The sequence below is a fragment of the Clostridium sp. YIM B02555 genome, assembly GCF_022320955.1.
GTDB lineage: Bacteria > Bacillota > Clostridia > Clostridiales > Clostridiaceae > Clostridium > Clostridium saccharoperbutylacetonicum.
In genome coordinates, this window is sequence record NZ_JAKJJY010000031.1 from 42,333 (window position 1) to 57,976 (window position 15,644).

The 15,644-nt window shown below is 28.5% G+C and carries 15 protein-coding genes and 3 tRNA genes; 8 read left to right on the forward strand and 10 right to left on the reverse strand.

All coding sequences use genetic code 11. From position 1 onward, the window contains the following. Nucleotides 1–439: 439 nt before the first annotated feature. Nucleotides 440–565 (reverse strand): MerR family DNA-binding transcriptional regulator, encoded by a 126-nt coding sequence (locus L3B98_RS26635; protein ID WP_238918928.1) that lies wholly within the window; start codon nucleotides 563–565, stop codon nucleotides 440–442. A 313-nt stretch (nucleotides 566–878) separates the two neighbouring features. Between L3B98_RS26635 and L3B98_RS26640 the strand changes: the two genes are divergently transcribed. Next, the gene (locus tag L3B98_RS26640; protein WP_238918929.1) at nucleotides 879–980 is read left to right on the forward strand and encodes a putative holin-like toxin; all 102 of its coding nucleotides are present in this window, start codon (nucleotides 879–881) and stop codon (nucleotides 978–980) included. A gap of 290 nt (nucleotides 981–1,270) precedes the next feature. Here the strand turns inward: L3B98_RS26640 and rlmH are convergent, their stop codons facing one another. The 6 genes from rlmH to L3B98_RS26670 all read right to left on the reverse strand — a co-directional run bounded on the left by rlmH (nucleotide 1,271) and on the right by L3B98_RS26670 (nucleotide 8,688). Beyond that, on the reverse strand, nucleotides 1,271–1,750 hold the full coding sequence (rlmH, locus tag L3B98_RS26645) for a 23S rRNA (pseudouridine(1915)-N(3))-methyltransferase RlmH (RefSeq protein ID WP_238918930.1): 480 nt from the start codon (nucleotides 1,748–1,750) through the stop codon (nucleotides 1,271–1,273). Nucleotides 1,751–1,876: 126 nt separating this feature from the next. Next, nucleotides 1,877–3,310 (reverse strand): MFS transporter, encoded by a 1,434-nt coding sequence (locus tag L3B98_RS26650; RefSeq protein WP_077366719.1) that lies wholly within the window; start codon nucleotides 3,308–3,310, stop codon nucleotides 1,877–1,879. A 304-nt stretch (nucleotides 3,311–3,614) separates the two neighbouring features. Beyond that, the gene (locus L3B98_RS26655; protein ID WP_238918931.1) at nucleotides 3,615–5,789 is read right to left on the reverse strand and encodes a HAMP domain-containing methyl-accepting chemotaxis protein; all 2,175 of its coding nucleotides are present in this window, start codon (nucleotides 5,787–5,789) and stop codon (nucleotides 3,615–3,617) included. Between the two features lie 246 nt (nucleotides 5,790–6,035). Beyond that, complete coding sequence (locus L3B98_RS26660) at nucleotides 6,036–6,539, reverse strand: SEC-C metal-binding domain-containing protein (protein WP_015395824.1); 504 nt, start codon at nucleotides 6,537–6,539, stop codon at nucleotides 6,036–6,038. 64 nt (nucleotides 6,540–6,603) lie between these two features. Beyond that, nucleotides 6,604–7,395 carry an MBL fold metallo-hydrolase gene (locus tag L3B98_RS26665; protein ID WP_238918932.1) on the reverse strand — a complete coding sequence of 264 codons (792 nt, stop codon included), beginning with the start codon at nucleotides 7,393–7,395 and terminating at the stop codon, nucleotides 6,604–6,606. Nucleotides 7,396–7,422: 27 nt separating this feature from the next. Further along, nucleotides 7,423–8,688 (reverse strand): UDP-N-acetylglucosamine 1-carboxyvinyltransferase, encoded by a 1,266-nt coding sequence (locus L3B98_RS26670; RefSeq protein WP_015395826.1) that lies wholly within the window; start codon nucleotides 8,686–8,688, stop codon nucleotides 7,423–7,425. 361 nt (nucleotides 8,689–9,049) lie between these two features. Between L3B98_RS26670 and L3B98_RS26675 the strand changes: the two genes are divergently transcribed. The 7 genes from L3B98_RS26675 (at nucleotide 9,050) to L3B98_RS26705 (ending at nucleotide 15,185) form a co-directional block, all read left to right on the forward strand. Then, entirely contained in the window at nucleotides 9,050–9,589 is a 540-nt protein-coding gene (locus L3B98_RS26675; protein ID WP_238918933.1) for a hypothetical protein, read from the forward strand. Nucleotides 9,590–9,843: 254 nt separating this feature from the next. Continuing rightward, complete coding sequence (locus tag L3B98_RS26680) at nucleotides 9,844–10,320, forward strand: dUTP diphosphatase (RefSeq protein WP_015395828.1); 477 nt, start codon at nucleotides 9,844–9,846, stop codon at nucleotides 10,318–10,320. An 83-nt stretch (nucleotides 10,321–10,403) separates the two neighbouring features. Continuing rightward, nucleotides 10,404–10,835, forward strand: a complete 432-nt coding sequence (locus L3B98_RS26685) for a DMT family transporter (RefSeq protein WP_015395829.1) — start codon at nucleotides 10,404–10,406, stop codon at nucleotides 10,833–10,835. A 17-nt stretch (nucleotides 10,836–10,852) separates the two neighbouring features. Beyond that, nucleotides 10,853–11,668, forward strand: coding sequence for an MBL fold metallo-hydrolase (locus tag L3B98_RS26690; RefSeq protein ID WP_238918934.1), 816 nt, complete (start codon nucleotides 10,853–10,855; stop codon nucleotides 11,666–11,668). Nucleotides 11,669–11,885: 217 nt separating this feature from the next. Next, the gene (locus L3B98_RS26695) at nucleotides 11,886–13,085 is read left to right on the forward strand and encodes a S8 family serine peptidase (RefSeq protein WP_238918935.1); all 1,200 of its coding nucleotides are present in this window, start codon (nucleotides 11,886–11,888) and stop codon (nucleotides 13,083–13,085) included. A gap of 137 nt (nucleotides 13,086–13,222) precedes the next feature. Continuing rightward, nucleotides 13,223–14,212, forward strand: coding sequence for a DnaD domain protein (locus L3B98_RS26700; RefSeq protein WP_015395832.1), 990 nt, complete (start codon nucleotides 13,223–13,225; stop codon nucleotides 14,210–14,212). Beyond that, entirely contained in the window at nucleotides 14,205–15,185 is a 981-nt protein-coding gene (locus L3B98_RS26705) for an ATP-binding protein (protein WP_238918936.1), read from the forward strand. The genes L3B98_RS26700 and L3B98_RS26705 overlap by 8 nt, the downstream gene beginning before the upstream one ends. Before the next feature lie 123 nt (nucleotides 15,186–15,308). Here the strand turns inward: L3B98_RS26705 and L3B98_RS26710 are convergent. The 3 genes from L3B98_RS26710 to L3B98_RS26720 all read right to left on the reverse strand — a co-directional run bounded on the left by L3B98_RS26710 (nucleotide 15,309) and on the right by L3B98_RS26720 (nucleotide 15,557). Then, a tRNA-Asp gene (locus L3B98_RS26710) sits at nucleotides 15,309–15,385 on the reverse strand. Nucleotides 15,386–15,391: 6 nt separating this feature from the next. Beyond that, nucleotides 15,392–15,467 (reverse strand) — tRNA-Val (locus L3B98_RS26715). 15 nt (nucleotides 15,468–15,482) lie between these two features. Beyond that, nucleotides 15,483–15,557, reverse strand: a tRNA-Glu gene (locus L3B98_RS26720). Between the last annotated feature and the right edge of the window lie 87 nt (nucleotides 15,558–15,644).

Here is a 15,644-nt window from a genome sequence, read left to right on the forward strand (position 1 = left end):
TTTAGCTTAACAAAAATAAATATATATAATATATGTGTATCTAAAGTTACTTTATTTTTTATAAAAGAGTTTAATAGAAGATATTGTTCTTAAAATGCGCACCTAATTAAGTTCCATACTAGAACTTTAACGCATCTAAAACTATTTAATTTTAATAGTTTTACTAAGAACAACTAAACTCATCTCTTCAATTCTCCTTTTTTTTAATAATTACTTCAGATAGTATCATACAGCATTTTTACAGTCAATGCTTTTGTTTAGCAGCTTATAACTAATAAAATATTATTAAATATAGTATAAGTTAACTGTTTAAGATAACTTTATATCATTCTAAATCCAAATTTAGTAAAAACTCCTCTTGATTATGATATGGTATTTCTATTTCTAGAAATAGTATTAACTAAGTAATTTCAATGGTTAAAACAACATCTAAATCCTCCTAGTCATACTCTCTGTAACTACTACTTGCATCATACTTAGGTTTGAGTATTCCATTTTCCTCGTAATACCTTAATCTGTCTCTGGATATTCCTGTTATTTGTGCAACTTCTCCAATTGTATACATTAACCACCCTACACATAATCAAACTGTTCCTGTTACCTGCTCCATCACCAATTTCTGATGCAGAAATATTTCCCTCTCCTAAATACTATCAAATATTTTGCCTATTGAACTTATTACATTATTTAACATACTAGTATCATTATTAATACATTGTCGATTATTTATTGAAATGATTAAATCTAACATTGAAGCACTGCCTTTATTTTCTATGGTAACCTTTAAAGTATTATGATATAATTTCCGTGTATAATTCAATAAGTTTTTGTGGGCTACTGGTGTCACTTACCTCTTCTTTAGAAGGGAGGTGATGCAAATGAGTAATGACGTTTTAATGTTGCTATTTCAAGGTGGATTATTTTTACTATCGCTGTTAACATTAATAGTGATTCTTATAGAAAAAATCTCAAAAAAATAGTAGCCCCGAACGCAATTTGGAAAGCTACTAATTTTTTAACTAAAATTCTTAGTGATACCAGTTGCCTAAGCAACTAGAATTATATACTATGGTGAAAAACATACTGCAATATGTTTTTCACTGTTTTTATTTTGCTACTATTTACTTTCACTGTGTATAAGTTCGATTAACTAAATCATAGATTTAGACCCTCACTTATATTATATCAATTTTTAATAAAAAATAAACAATTATTTTTTATTTAATTCATGCTCGTATATTCATCTTTACTGAAATTTACTTATTATCATTTATTTATGATATGCTTCACCCTTCATTATCCTAAACCCTCTATAAATCTGTTCCAATAACATAACTCTAAAAAGTTGATGTGGAAATGTCATCTTTGAGAAACACAATTTATAATTTGCTCTAGCAAGAACACTCTTCGAAATACCAAGACTTCCACCTATTATAAATGCTATGTTTGAATTTCCTGTTACCCCTAAGTTCTCTATATAACTAGAAAATTCTTCTGATGTCAATTGCTTCCCACCTAGATCCATTGCTATTACAAACATATTATCTTTAATTTTGCTTAATATTCCTAGTCCTTCCTTTTCCTTAATTGCCTCTTCTTCTTTTTCTGAAGCATTATCAGGTGTCTTTTCATCTGCAAGTTCTACTATATCTAATTTGCAATATCGTCCCAATCTCTTTGAATATTCATCTATTGCATCTCTTAAATACTTCTCTTTAATTTTACCAACAGTTATTATTGTGATATTCATGGTTTTCTCCTTTTGAGTTTCATAATATATTCTATTATAACTATAAATAAAGACTGTAGACAATTTTTTATTCAGCTACAGTCATTTTTTTAATGAATTATTAAATTTAAACACTCACTATATTTATTATGCGATTTGCCTTTCCTTTTTTAGTTTTCTTTTAATTTGATATAATCTATAAGCTGTTAACATAGCTCCTATCCCACAAATAATAGCTGCAGCTACATACACATACTGCATACCATATACAAAAATGTCATCTCTTCCTTCAACATATCCAGTAACATGATATCCAATCTTACTACTCATACGATAATATAACAGGGTTGTCGATAAAGATATTCCAAAAACCATTCCCAAATTTCTTACCAATGCATTTATACTTCCTGCAATACCTAAATTCTTTTTATCTACTGTAGACATTACTAATGAATTATTAGGTGATTGAAACATTCCATTTCCTAATGTCATTATAGCTATAAATACAATTAGCGCACCTAAATTAGAGTATTGGCTTAATGTTGACATTAAAAATAATCCTAAGCTAGTTCCTATAAGTCCTATAAAGGTTAGAACTTCCGAACCTACTCTATCAGACATATATCCACTCATTGGTGCAACTACTGCCAATATTATTGGCGATACCATCATAAATAATCCTGTAACTGATGGACTTAATTTCATTACATATTGCAAATAGAACGGCAATATAATATTAGAACAACTTATTGCTACAAAAGAAATAAATGCACAAAATATACTAAGTGAAAATAAAGGATTTTTAAAGATTTCTAGCTTTAACAATGGAGCTTTAATTTTTCTTTCAGTGATTATGAATAACACAAATAATATTATGGAACTAATCAAAGAGCTTATAATAAATTTATTTTCATATCCAATTTCTTTTCCAAAAGTTAATGCTCCAAATAATAATACCATAGTAAGTCCAAACATAGCTGAACCTTTTATGTCTAATTTTTCATTAGATCCACCACCACTTTTAGGAAGTGTTCGCATTGCAAGAAAAAGAGCTATAATTCCTATAGGAACATTTATTAAAAATATATACTGCCAACTTAAAACTGATACTATTATTCCACCTATAGGTGGACCTATCATAGACCCCAAAGCTACAAAAGTTCCATTTATCCCTAGCGCTCTTCCTCTCTCATTACTAGGAAAAACGTGAGTAATAATTCCATGACTTGTTGACATAGCACCAGCAGCACCTATTGCCTGCAGACATCTAGAAAAAACTAACATCATTAATGAATTAGATAATCCACAAATAAGAGAACCTATTGTGAAAATTATTACCCCTAACTTAAAAATCGTAGCTTTTCCTTTTATATCAGCTAATCTACCAAATATAAGAATAGTTCCAACTATAACTATTAAATAGCTTGTTACTACCCATTCTATTAATGCCATACTTACTGAAAGCTTCTGTGCCATAACAGGCAATGCAACATTTACTATGCTTCCATCAAGTGTTGCCATAAATGTTAATAATACTGTTGTAAGTAATATTAACCATCTTTTGTTATTTATATTTTCCATATATTTTATCCTTTCGTTTATAAAATCTTCATTTGATTATTTATTTCATTATTATAATTAGTAACTTAATTTAAAATTATAATATAATTTTATCATTTGTACAATTATAAGGTTAATTCAATTACTAAAAATATAATCCACAATTCAAGTATTATTTTTAATTTTATCCACATATAATCCTCACTCTATGGATAACTTCTACATTTAATCCTCTATATAAAATTAAACATATTTCTTAAAAAAGATAACTGTTAATAACCTTTTCTAAGAAATATGCCTAATTATAATTCCCTTTAGCTTAAATTTATTTTAATTTAAAGGAACCTACCATTTCATCTAAATTATCTGAAGAATATTCTAATACTTCAGTAGCTTGCTTTAATTGTCTTATTTCAGATAATATCCTCTTAACCATTGTTAATGATTCTTCACTCTTGCTTGAGCTGTTTTCTGTGGATTGTTCTACTTTATCTGCCATAGTGCTCACATTATTCATAACCTCTCCAACGCTTTCACTTTGAGTAGAAGTTATTTCAGCAATAGACTGCATAGAATTAGCAATTATATTTATATCCTCATTTATTTGATCAAAGGATTTAATTGATTTTTGTACACTTACTGTTGATATACTTACTTTATCATTTATTTCCCCCGCATATTCAAAAGTTGCTTGTGTTTGATTTCTAACTTGATTAATAACATTACTTATTGATTTAGTTGCAGCTTCTGTTTCAAGTGCTAGTTTTGATATTTCTCCTGCAACTACTGCAAATCCCTTTCCACTTTCACCAGCCCTTGCCGCCTCAATGGATGCATTAAGAGCTAAAAGTTGAGTCTGCTTACTAATATTACTTATGACATTTACAACTTCACTTATTTCTTTAGAATATCCTTGCAAAGTACTTATAGAGTTAACAGTTTTGCTTATTGTACTTTCTAAATCTTCCATATTATTTAATACTTCTTTTGATGCATTTTGTGTTGTTACTGCACCCTCATTAGTATCTTCTACTATTCTAGAAACTTCTAATATAAGGCTATCCATTTCCTGAATTGATGCTGTAATCTCTGAAAATTTACTTTTAGTATCTTGAAACACTAAATTTTGCTCCTTAGAATTTTCCAATAAACTCATAACTGTATTTTCAATTATCCCCATTCCTCTTCTAACATTACTTGTTATATTTGAAACTATATTTACTGATTTCTTTGTAGTACTTACTGATTTTTTTACTCTATATAACATGCTCATTTGATTATTTATAAATTTGTTAAACCATCTAGATAATTCTCCGATTTCATCTGATGACATTTTATTAACCCTTTTTGTTAAATTTCCTTCACCTTCTGCTATCTCTTGTAATATATTTATCGTCCTGCTTAAAGGTGATGAAACCATCTTTTTAGAAATCACTAACGTTGATATTGATAAAATAATCCACATTCCTAAAGATGTAAATATACTCATATCTGGTGCAACTTTTGTAGTAACTAAGTTTATTAATATTAATACAGCTGACATAATTGATATGGCCATTGGCATTTTTAAATTTATACTTTGAAAGTTATATATTTCATCTATATCACCTTCACACATCATTCCCCAAACTTCATCGCAATTAGGAGGTGTTATTAGAGTTCCTTTTCCTCCAACCATAATGTGTCTATAATCTGGATAACCAGGCCAACAGTCTAAATTTTCTCCATTTTTAATTGTATTTGCAACACCTTGATGTAGTTGATTAGTTGCTGGATCTGTAAATATAATTTCGAATTCAGTATGCTCTTTAATTTGTACCTTTCCCCATCTTTTCGTTTTCACACCCTCCTTGAGATTATCTCCCAAAGTAAAAGTATTATCTTCAAATCTACTTCTTGAAATAGCTGTTCCTGTTTTAATCCCTCTATTGGATTTGACCATAAATAAATAGTTATCTCCAGAATCTTTATATATATGCGTATCCTCATCTTGAATTACATTGCTCATATCATCATTTAAAGTTCTACAGCATAATATCCTAATTTGTCCATCATGATTTTTACATCTGCTTGAAAACATTAATGTTACATCATCAGCAAACTTTTTATTTTTTATATCTGTATCAAGAGTTCTTTTATCTATATATGGTCCATACATTAATGGCTTATCTTCTAATCCAGCAGCAAAATTAGGCAAATCGCTCATATTTAGTCCTACATGTTCTTTACATGAAGAAACAGAAACTATCCCATTTTCATCTAAAACAAATATTTCACAAAAATCTTCATATTTCTTTACATTCTCTACTAAATAATTGTTTACTATATCATTATTGTCCTCTAATGCTACCAGCGAATTCTTAATGTTTTCTAATTGTGCCCACTTATCGTTAAACCAATTTTCAAGTGCCTTTTTTCTTCCATTAGATATTCCTTCAAAAACTTTTTCTGAATGTTCTCTTAAATTACGATTAAGTAAATACTTAAATTTTAAATTCATATTTATTCCCCCTGAAAAAATATTGCTTATCGCTATATTGCTAAAAAATAAAAGCACAAATAAAGATTTTTCAACCTATATTTGCGCTACCATAGCCTTACTATTATTTTATTGTTGTTCTAATTATACTAAATATTTCATAATTTGTGAATTGTATTTTTTCATAAATAATATAAAAAGAAAAAGTTCTAACAAAATAGAACTTTTTCCAAATGATTTCATATAATTTTTATTTATTCAAATCTATTATTTTTCTTTTCCACAACACTTTTTATATTTCTTTCCACTTCCACATGGACATGCATCATTTCTTCCAACTTTATCTAAATTTCTTACAATTTTAGATTCCTTATATTCTTTTTGTATTTCATTTCTCTTTTCTGCTGAGAAAATTCCATCCCATTGTGGTAATGTATATAAATATTCTGCTTTAGCATCTAACATATTGAAATATAAAGTTTCTAGGTTTATATCTAATACTAATTCTGTATCAGCATCAACAGTTTCAAGATCATATTGATTTTTTAAACTATCATTAATTCCATCCATAAATCCCATAGTGAACTCTACTGTAGAATTATATTCTTTAGCTAATTCATTAATAGTAGTCTTTTTAGCATTATTATGATTAGCTAATAAATCCTTATATATATTTTTTTCTAATTTACTGTATTCATCCCAAAATGCATTTTCACCCTTAGTTTTTACATAGTCTACAACCATGTCAGTCCAATCTTTATATAAACTCATTTTTAAGTCCTCCTTAAAATCTTCTTTATTATATATAATATTTATAAATTATAACCTATATTAATTAAATTTCTATATAACTACTAGGATTATGTCTATTTGCCATAGTTAATATTATGTCTTCCTTTTGCCTAATTCCATTTTCATTTAAAACATTTAAAACTGTTTGATATGCCAAATCAGGCTGATTATTTGTATTACTTAAATGTCCTAAAATAACTTTCTTATTGGTTGAAGTTTTATATAACTGGACTATAGCACTTCCACAATCCTCATTAGATAAATGTCCTATTTCACTAAGTATTCTTCTTTTTAAAGGATATGGATATGGTCCAAATTTAAGCATATTCACATCATGATTACTTTCAAGAAGAATAACTTCTGAATCTTTTATATTTTCATAAATTTCTTTAGTAAATGTTCCAAAATCCGTTGCTACACTTATGCTTTTTTGACCTGAACTCACTGTATATCCCATTGGAGCTGCCGCATCATGTGGTATATTAAATGCTTTTATGCTCATATCACATATCTCAGTAACAGATCTTTTATCTATTACTTTTATGTTGTGTTCTTTTATCTTTCCAATAGAACTTTCCATGGCAGACCAAGTATCTGCATTTGCATATATAGGAATATCATATTTTCTTGATACAACACCTACACCTTTAACATGGTCACTATGTTCATGGGTTATAAAAATCCCATTAATTTCAGTTGGATTTTGGTTGATCTCCTGTAAAGCTGAATCGATCTTTTTACCTGGGAGTCCTGCATCAATTAATATCTTAGCTTTATCTGAAGCAATAAACATACTATTTCCGCTACTACCACTATATAAAGAACAAAATATCACGATAACCTCTCCCCCTCGGAAATTTTATTACTCCTCAACTTCTATTCTTCTAATATCTGCACCTAAAGCTCTAAACTTATTATCAATATGAGGATATCCTCTATCTATGTGCTCTATATTAGTAATTTCAGTTGTACCTTCTGCCACTAAACCAGCTATAACCATAGCTGCACCAGCTCTTAAGTCTGTTGCTTTTACTACAGCTCCTGTTAATTTTTGTGATCCATCTATAATTGCAACTCTGCCTTCAACTTTTATATTGGCACCCATCTTTTTTAACTCATCTATATGCTTGTGTCTATTTTCCCATATAGATTCAGTAATTAAACTTCGTCCTGGTACAGTACTTAGTAATGTTGACATTGGCTGTTGAATATCTGTTGGAAATCCAGGATATGGAGTTGTTTTTATATTTACGCCTTTAAGTGGACCTTTTACTGTAACTCGAAGAGAGTCATCCCCTTCTTCAATTACAGCTCCCATTTCTGTAAGCTTAGCGGTTATTGATTCCAAATGCTTTGGAATTACATTTTTTATATAAACATCTCCACCTGTAGCTACTGCTGCTATCATAAATGTACCTGCTTCAATTTGATCAGGTATTACACTATATGAGCAGCCCTTCATGCTTTCAACACCTTTAATTCTTATTATATCTGTTCCAGCACCCTTGATATCAGCACCCATTGAGTTTAAGAAGTTTGCTACATCAACTACATGAGGTTCCTTAGCTACATTTTCTAATACTGTAACTCCCTCTGCTAGTGTTGCTGCTATCATTACATTTATTGTCGCACCAACTGAAACTACATCAAAAAATATGTTAGCACCTTTTAATTTATCAGCTTTAACAATTGCAGCTCCATGCTCTATAACTACTTCAGCGCCTAAAGCTTCAAATCCTTTTATATGCTGATCAATAGGTCTTACTCCTATTGAACAACCTCCTGGAAGAAGGACTTTAGCCTTTTTAAAGCGTGCCAATAAAGCCCCAATAAAATAATATGAGCCTCTCATTCTTCTTGCATCGTCTGTGCAAGCTTCAAAGTTATTTACATCAGTACTGTCTATTTCTAAAGTATTATTATCTATTTTAACTATATTACAACCTAAACTTCTAAGTATTCTCTCTAAGCAATGTACGTCTTCAATATCTGGTATGTTATCAATTGTGCATTTCCCATTACTTGCTAATATTGCTGCTGGTAATATTGCCACTGCAGCATTCTTAGCTCCGTTGATATCAACACTACCTTTAAGCAAGTTTCCACCGTTTATAACTAATCTTTCCATTGAATTCACCCTATCCATTAAATCTATATATAATCTATTTCTTCATAGTAATTTTTATTATTAAATAAATCCTTGTTTATTAAAAAAGTCTACTCGTACTATTATAACATAAACTGAATTTATTTAAATATATTTTTTAATCTATAAGCACTTTTTTCACCATAATTACTAGTCTAAAATAAATTAATCCTTACATTTTTTGTTATATTATTACTTTTATTTAATATTTTTCTTAATATTACATAATTATTATCCCAATTCACCAACTAATTATTCTTACAATCATATTCTTTTATTTTACTTATTATGCTATAATAAGTAATATTCTAGTAATACACTATTTGAGATTGTGAGGGTTATCATGAAGTATTATATAGTTGCATTATTTGATGAGGATACATATCAAATAATATCTCCTATTCAAAAAAATATGTCAAAAAAATTTAGGGCTAATAGAAATTCACCAGCACCTTTTGTTTTATTATCAGCAATAGAAAATCCAAATTTAGATAAATTATATCCTATCGTTGATAAAATAGTGGCTCCTTATAAGAGTTTTAGAATTGATGCTAGTGATTCAGTATATTTATTTGAACCTACTAAAAGTATAAATTTAAAAGTTGATGATAAAGGTTACATAAAGAGACTTTCTCGTAGTTTATTTGATATGTTAGAACTTAATGGATTTAGTGTTAAATCTTTTGAAGATAACTTTGTTTCACTTGCTAATTTAGTTTACATTCCTAGAGATTACAAAAAACAAAGTCTAAAATTAAATTTTCCGGATATATATGATGAAAATAGTTGTGTAAAACTAAGAATTAAGAGTATAGAAATATGGAAATTACCTACTGTTAAGAAGAACACACCATTAAAATCCTATGTTTTAAAAGATTTTTAAACTATACTCTGTTGTTTATATGCAATAATTTTAAATTAACAATAAGAAATAAAAGACTAGATTAAATATTAAGTTTTATATTTAATCTAGTCTTTTATCATTTTATTAGATTAAATAATTGATAAAATAATCAAAAAAAATAATAATTTATGAATTTTCTAAAAATATTTTTTCTGTATTCGTTTTCCGAACTTTAATTTACTTTAAAGATTTTGTAAAATAGTAGTATTACTAAAAGTACAGGAGGATTTATTATGAATATTCAACCACTATTTAAAGTACAAAAAAAATACAATGATAGTTTGTCAATAAACGAAGATTTAGACGCTCATAAATTGCAAGTACGTAAAAACTTAGAATTTGAAATTGCTCTTGGAGATTTAGCAAATGAAACTAATTGCTTTAATTACCTATTAAACAATTCTAATCCAATAAACATAACTTCTGTATTCCATAAATATATAACTTGTATTTCTCAGGTGTTGACTTTAGGGATTGACCACAAATATACAGATCTAATTGCAGTAACAATGAATCCCAACGATTATTGTCTAAGTGATCAATTTTTAAATTTATATATTGATACAAATGATTTAATTGCATCACCATCAATGGACCATTATTTAACTTTATTTGAGGATTTATTAAGTTTAGGGCTAACATTAGGTTTTTCAGAAGCTCAAATCCAAAATCAATTTTTAAAAAGCTCAGATAAATTAGTAATGCTTTAATTGTTTATTACTTTTACATAATATACTTTTCTTTAATATAATATTTAGTTAACTTACGGGCATAATACTCCTGAGGTGATATTATGTTTGGAATATTATGCGCATTAATTTCTGGAGTTGCTATGAGTGTGCAAGGTGTGTTTAATACAAGGTTGGGAGAAAAAATAGGAGTCTGGGAAACTACATTAATTGTTCAAGTTATTGCTCTTATAGTAAGTATTGTAGTTTTTTTCTTTCTACGAGATGGAGATTTTACTAACTTGAAGGAGGTAAACAAACTCTATTTATTAGGGGGAATCCTAGGAGTTGTAATCACTTTTACAGTAATGAAAAGCGTTAGTTCTATGGGACCTACCTTAGGTATCGGTATTATTTTAGTATCTCAATTACTTGTTGCTGCACTTATTGATGCTCTAGGATTATTTGGAAGTGATAAAATTAAGTTTTCCTTAAATCATTTTTTAGGTATTGCTATTATGATTATTGGTATTGTAATATTTAAATGGAATCATTAAGAAAGGAATGACATGCTTTGAATTTTTTTTCTAACATAAATTTTTTATTCCATTTAACAATTAATAATATAAAAGAATATTTTAGCAAAAACCAGCCAATTAAATCTGATGACATTACTGAGAACTCTGTAAATTGGTTTGGTCATGCAACTACAGTTATTAATTTGGCTAACAAAATAATTATTACAGACCCTGTATTTTCAAGTTTATTAGGTTATTTTAAGAGATTACCAGAAAAGCCTGACTATTTATCTGATTTAAAAGTAGATTATATACTATTATCTCATGGCCACATGGATCACTTAAACTTTCCTTCATTAAAAAAGTTAAATAAGGACGCAACTATAATTGTCCCTAAAGGATATGTTCGCATTATGAAATCATTAGGCTTCAAAAATGTTGTATTGTTACACCCTGGCGACGTATATGATGATGGCTTTGTAAAAATTACTGCTTATGAAGCTAATCATGATGGGAGACGTTTTTATTTTGGCCAAGATAATGAAAGTATTTCTTATTTAATTGAACGTGAAAATAAAAGTGTATTTTTCGCTGGCGATACTGCTCTTACAGATAAATTTAAAAATATTAGCTGTGATATTGCATTAATGCCTGTTGGCTGCTATAAACCTGATAGATTTACATATATGCACTGCACTCCAGAGCAAAGTTATGAAATGTTTAAAATGATGAAATGTCCAATAATGATTCCAATTCATTATAAGACCTTCAAAATTTCTTTGGAAAACTTTAAAGAAACTGAAGAATCATTATTAAACTTAAATGACCAATCTATAAAAATTATAGATATTGGAGAAACTTATAGTTTTTAAATACATCTTTGATTAAAATATCTTTTAACAAATAAGTGGTAGGTAATTATTCCAATTATTGTTCTATTACAATATAATGAGGAGTACTTAACCTGCCATTTATAATTTTCCATGATCAAATATATTTTCACGTAGAGAATAAATTTATTTTAATTATATTAACAATAAATTTATTTTTCATATAATATATTGAAGTAATAATATTTTGGAGAAATATATGTTCTTATTTAAAAAGAAATTAGATCATAATCTACAATCCTATATATCCAAAAATGCTTTTAAAAATTACAGAGTGCTTATTCAATATAAAGATTTTCAATCTTCAATTGTAAAAAAGATCAGTTCATATAGAGGAACTGTTTTTCATATAATAGAATCTTCTAATCTTATAAGTGCAAGACTTAATTCACGAGGTATTGATAGGTTGTCAGAATATCCTGAAGTAAAAAAAATTTACTTAGATGAATACTTATTTTTATGTGGTATGAGCGTTACTACTGCCAACAAAGTTCATTTCTCAGAAAAATTTAATTTATCAGGTGCTGGAATTGGCATAGGACTTGTTGATAGTGGCATATATCCTCATCAGGATTTAACCTCCCCTAGCACTAAGATAGAATTCTTTGAAGATCTAATAAATAATTTCAAGTATCCATATGATGACAATGGCCACGGTACATCAATTGCAGGAATTCTATGCAGTAGTGGTTTATCGTCTAATAATATGTATAAAGGTATCTGCAATAAAAGTAAATTATATTGCTATAAAGCCTTTGATAAGCTTGGAAAAGGATTTGCCTCTGATATATTGTATTCAATTGAAAGTTTATCTAATAAATCTAAAGAAAATAGCATAAAAGTATTATGTCTTCCCTTTGAACTTTTAACTCATAATACATTCATCATTTCTTGTTTTGATTTAACATTTAATTATGCTATCTCTAAAGGCTTGATTCCAATAGTGCCTAGCGGAAGTAATCTGAGTACTAAGACTTCTATAATGGGTATTGCAACTCTTCCAAGCTGCATTACTGTATCAGGATTAAACACAGCTTCGCCAATTATAAAACCTTATGCTTACTCTTCTGAAGGTATTTATGTCAAATTAAATAAACCTAATTTATCTGCTGCTTGTGTTAATATTGTTTCCTTAAACTCTGACAATAATTACGTTCCCGAAAAAAATGGCCTTAAGCTTTATCCTAACAGACTTGATATCGCATATAAAACTTTTACTGGTTCATCAATGGCTGTTGCTTATATTAGTGGTTTATGTGCTTTGCTATGCGAAAAAAATCCAGCTATGAGCTTCAAAGACATGAATTCATTGTTGAAAATTGCATGCGATCCTATTGATGATATCTCTAGTTCAATTCAGGGTGAAGGTTTAATAAATATACACAAACTTATAACTTAATTAATATTTCATACCTTATAGCATATTTTATAATATGCTATAATTATTTACATATAATATTTTTTTATTATAATTATTTAATATAATGTAAATGACAGACCATTTGAAAGGTTGGTGACATAAAAATGAGTACATTTATGTTAAAGAATAAATCTCTAAAATCTACTCCTGTAAGTAATATATTTCTCGAGAAATACATGCCTCAAGCTAGAGGTGAATTTGTAAAAATTTATTTATTAATGTTAAAACATAATATTTCTGGAGAATTAGGAATTAGCTCAACAATATTAGCTTCAGCATTAAATTTATTAGAATCTGATATTATAAATGCTCTTAATTATTGGAATGATCAAGGAGTTTTAAAGCTAACTAAAATAGATACTATGGGAAATTTTGATGTAGAGTTTTTAGACTTAATAGAGGAACCAGTAAATACTAAAAAGGAAGTTGATTTACTTGAAGCCTTAGACAGTACTAGTACAAAGGATATGCTAAAAGACATTGAAACACTTTTAGCAAGACCCTTATCGCCAAATGAAATGTCTATTTACTTAAATTGGCAAAAGGAATTTGGCTTTTCCTCTGAATTAATTTTAATATTAATGGAATACTGTATATCAAAAGGCAAAAGTGATCCTAGATATATTGAAAAGGTAGCCCTGGCTTGGCATGATCAAAAAATAACAAATGTTGAGCAAGCACAAAACTTAATCAAAAAAACTGAAGATAAATGGCTTAACATAAGAAAGATATTAACCTACTTAGGTATAAATAATACTGATATAATGAAGCCACAACAAGATTTAATTGAGAAATGGCTTTTAATCTACAAATTTCCAAATGAAATTATAACTAAAGCCTGTGATATATGTTTTGAAAGATTAAGTAGGGCTGATTTCAAATACATCGATGGAATACTAACTAACTGGAATAAAAATAATATTAGAACGCTAGAAGATATAGCTCTTAAGGATACAAAAAATTCTAAAAATAATAATTATCAAAAAAATTATATCCGCAACAATAATAATGATAAATCAACTCCTAAATTCAATAATTTTGAAGCAAGGGAGTATGATTACGATTCCTTAGAAAAAAAACTTTTAGGATGGGATAATGATGATTAAAGGATATCAAACTGAAATTTTAAAAATATATGATAAAATTAGAGAAGATGAGGCTAAAGCTTTAAAACTTAGAAAGGCAGAAATTTCTGAGAAATTTCCAGAGATTATCGAATTAGATAATCAAATTCAGAAGTTATCTTTAAAAATGGCAGTATCAATACTTAAATCTACTGATGGCGAAAAAGTAATTGATGAATTTAAAGAAAATATAACTGACTTAAGAGTAAAAAAGTGTGAAATGCTGGTTGAACGAGGATATGATCCTGAATACTTAAATTTACGTTACCATTGTAATAAATGTAAAGATACAGGCTTCATAGGACCTGTTAAGTGCAGTTGCTATAAGCAGAAATTAGTTAAATTGTATTATAAAAATTCTGAATTAGAAAATACAGTATCATTCAATAACTTCGATAATTTCGATTTAAACTTATTTTCTAATCATAAACTTGGAGACGAAAAATTTACACCTCGAAAAAATATGGAAAATATTTTGCAATTTGTATTAAGAGAATATCTTCCTGAGTTTTCAAAAATATCAACCAATATGTTATTTTACGGTAACCCAGGCAGTGGTAAAACTTATTTATCTTACTGCATAGCAAAAGCCATATTAGATCTTGGATATTTAGTTGTATACAAAACTTCTGATGAATTAATTAAGAATTTAAGAGAAATAAGATTCAATAACGATTCCTCACTAGAATCCTTGATTTTAGAATGTGACTTATTAATAATAGATGATTTAGGAGCAGAGCATCTTAACGAATTTTCTATAACTGAGTTATTCAATGTAATTAACAAGAGAATTCTTACAAATAAAAAAATGCTTATTTCTACTAATTTAACCTTACCAGGTATAACGAAACAATACAGTGAAAGAATTGCATCTAGATTAATTGGTGAATTTAAACTGTGCAAATTTTATTCTGAAGATATAAGGATAAAAAAGAATTTGGAAAAGAACAAGTAATAAACCCGTACTCTTATGAAAAGCTACTGCATATTACATGCACTAGCTTTTTTCTATTTGATAATTTGTAATATATCCAAACAAAAAAATAAGTCCTAGTTAACACTAGAACTTATTTTACTTTGGCGACTCAGAAGGGGCTCGAACCCTCGACCTCCGGCGTGACAGGCCGGCACTCTAACCAACTGAGCTACTGAGCCATCTTATGGTGGGCACAACAGGGCTCGAACCTGTGACCCCCTGCTTGTAAGGCAGGTGCTCTCCCAGCTGAGCTATGCGCCCATAAGATAGATAAAATGGTGACTCCTAGGGGAATCGAACCCCTGTTACCACCGTGAAAGGGTGGTGTCTTAACCGCTTGACCAAGGAGCCATATTAAGTTTTACAATTTATTTAAAATGGAGCTGGCAATAGGAATCGAACCTACAACCTGCTGATTACAAGTCAGCTGCTCTACCG

Coding starts and splice junctions, on each gene's coding strand:
- L3B98_RS26685 (WP_015395829.1), top strand. CDS start 10,404: ATGTTTGGAATATTATGCGCATTAATTTCTGGAGTTGCTATGAGTGTG.
- L3B98_RS26635 (WP_238918928.1), bottom strand. CDS start 565: ATGTATACAATTGGAGAAGTTGCACAAATAACAGGAATATCCAGAGAC.
- L3B98_RS26705 (WP_238918936.1), top strand. CDS start 14,205: ATGATTAAAGGATATCAAACTGAAATTTTAAAAATATATGATAAAATT.
- L3B98_RS26700 (WP_015395832.1), top strand. CDS start 13,223: ATGTTAAAGAATAAATCTCTAAAATCTACTCCTGTAAGTAATATATTT.
- L3B98_RS26675 (WP_238918933.1), top strand. CDS start 9,050: ATGAAGTATTATATAGTTGCATTATTTGATGAGGATACATATCAAATA.
- L3B98_RS26655 (WP_238918931.1), bottom strand. CDS start 5,789: ATGAATTTAAAATTTAAGTATTTACTTAATCGTAATTTAAGAGAACAT.
- rlmH (WP_238918930.1), bottom strand. CDS start 1,750: ATGAATATCACAATAATAACTGTTGGTAAAATTAAAGAGAAGTATTTA.
- L3B98_RS26680 (WP_015395828.1), top strand. CDS start 9,844: ATGAATATTCAACCACTATTTAAAGTACAAAAAAAATACAATGATAGT.
- L3B98_RS26660 (WP_015395824.1), bottom strand. CDS start 6,539: ATGAGTTTATATAAAGATTGGACTGACATGGTTGTAGACTATGTAAAA.
- L3B98_RS26695 (WP_238918935.1), top strand. CDS start 11,886: ATGTTCTTATTTAAAAAGAAATTAGATCATAATCTACAATCCTATATA.
- L3B98_RS26650 (WP_077366719.1), bottom strand. CDS start 3,310: ATGGAAAATATAAATAACAAAAGATGGTTAATATTACTTACAACAGTA.
- L3B98_RS26670 (WP_015395826.1), bottom strand. CDS start 8,688: ATGGAAAGATTAGTTATAAACGGTGGAAACTTGCTTAAAGGTAGTGTT.
- L3B98_RS26640 (WP_238918929.1), top strand. CDS start 879: ATGAGTAATGACGTTTTAATGTTGCTATTTCAAGGTGGATTATTTTTA.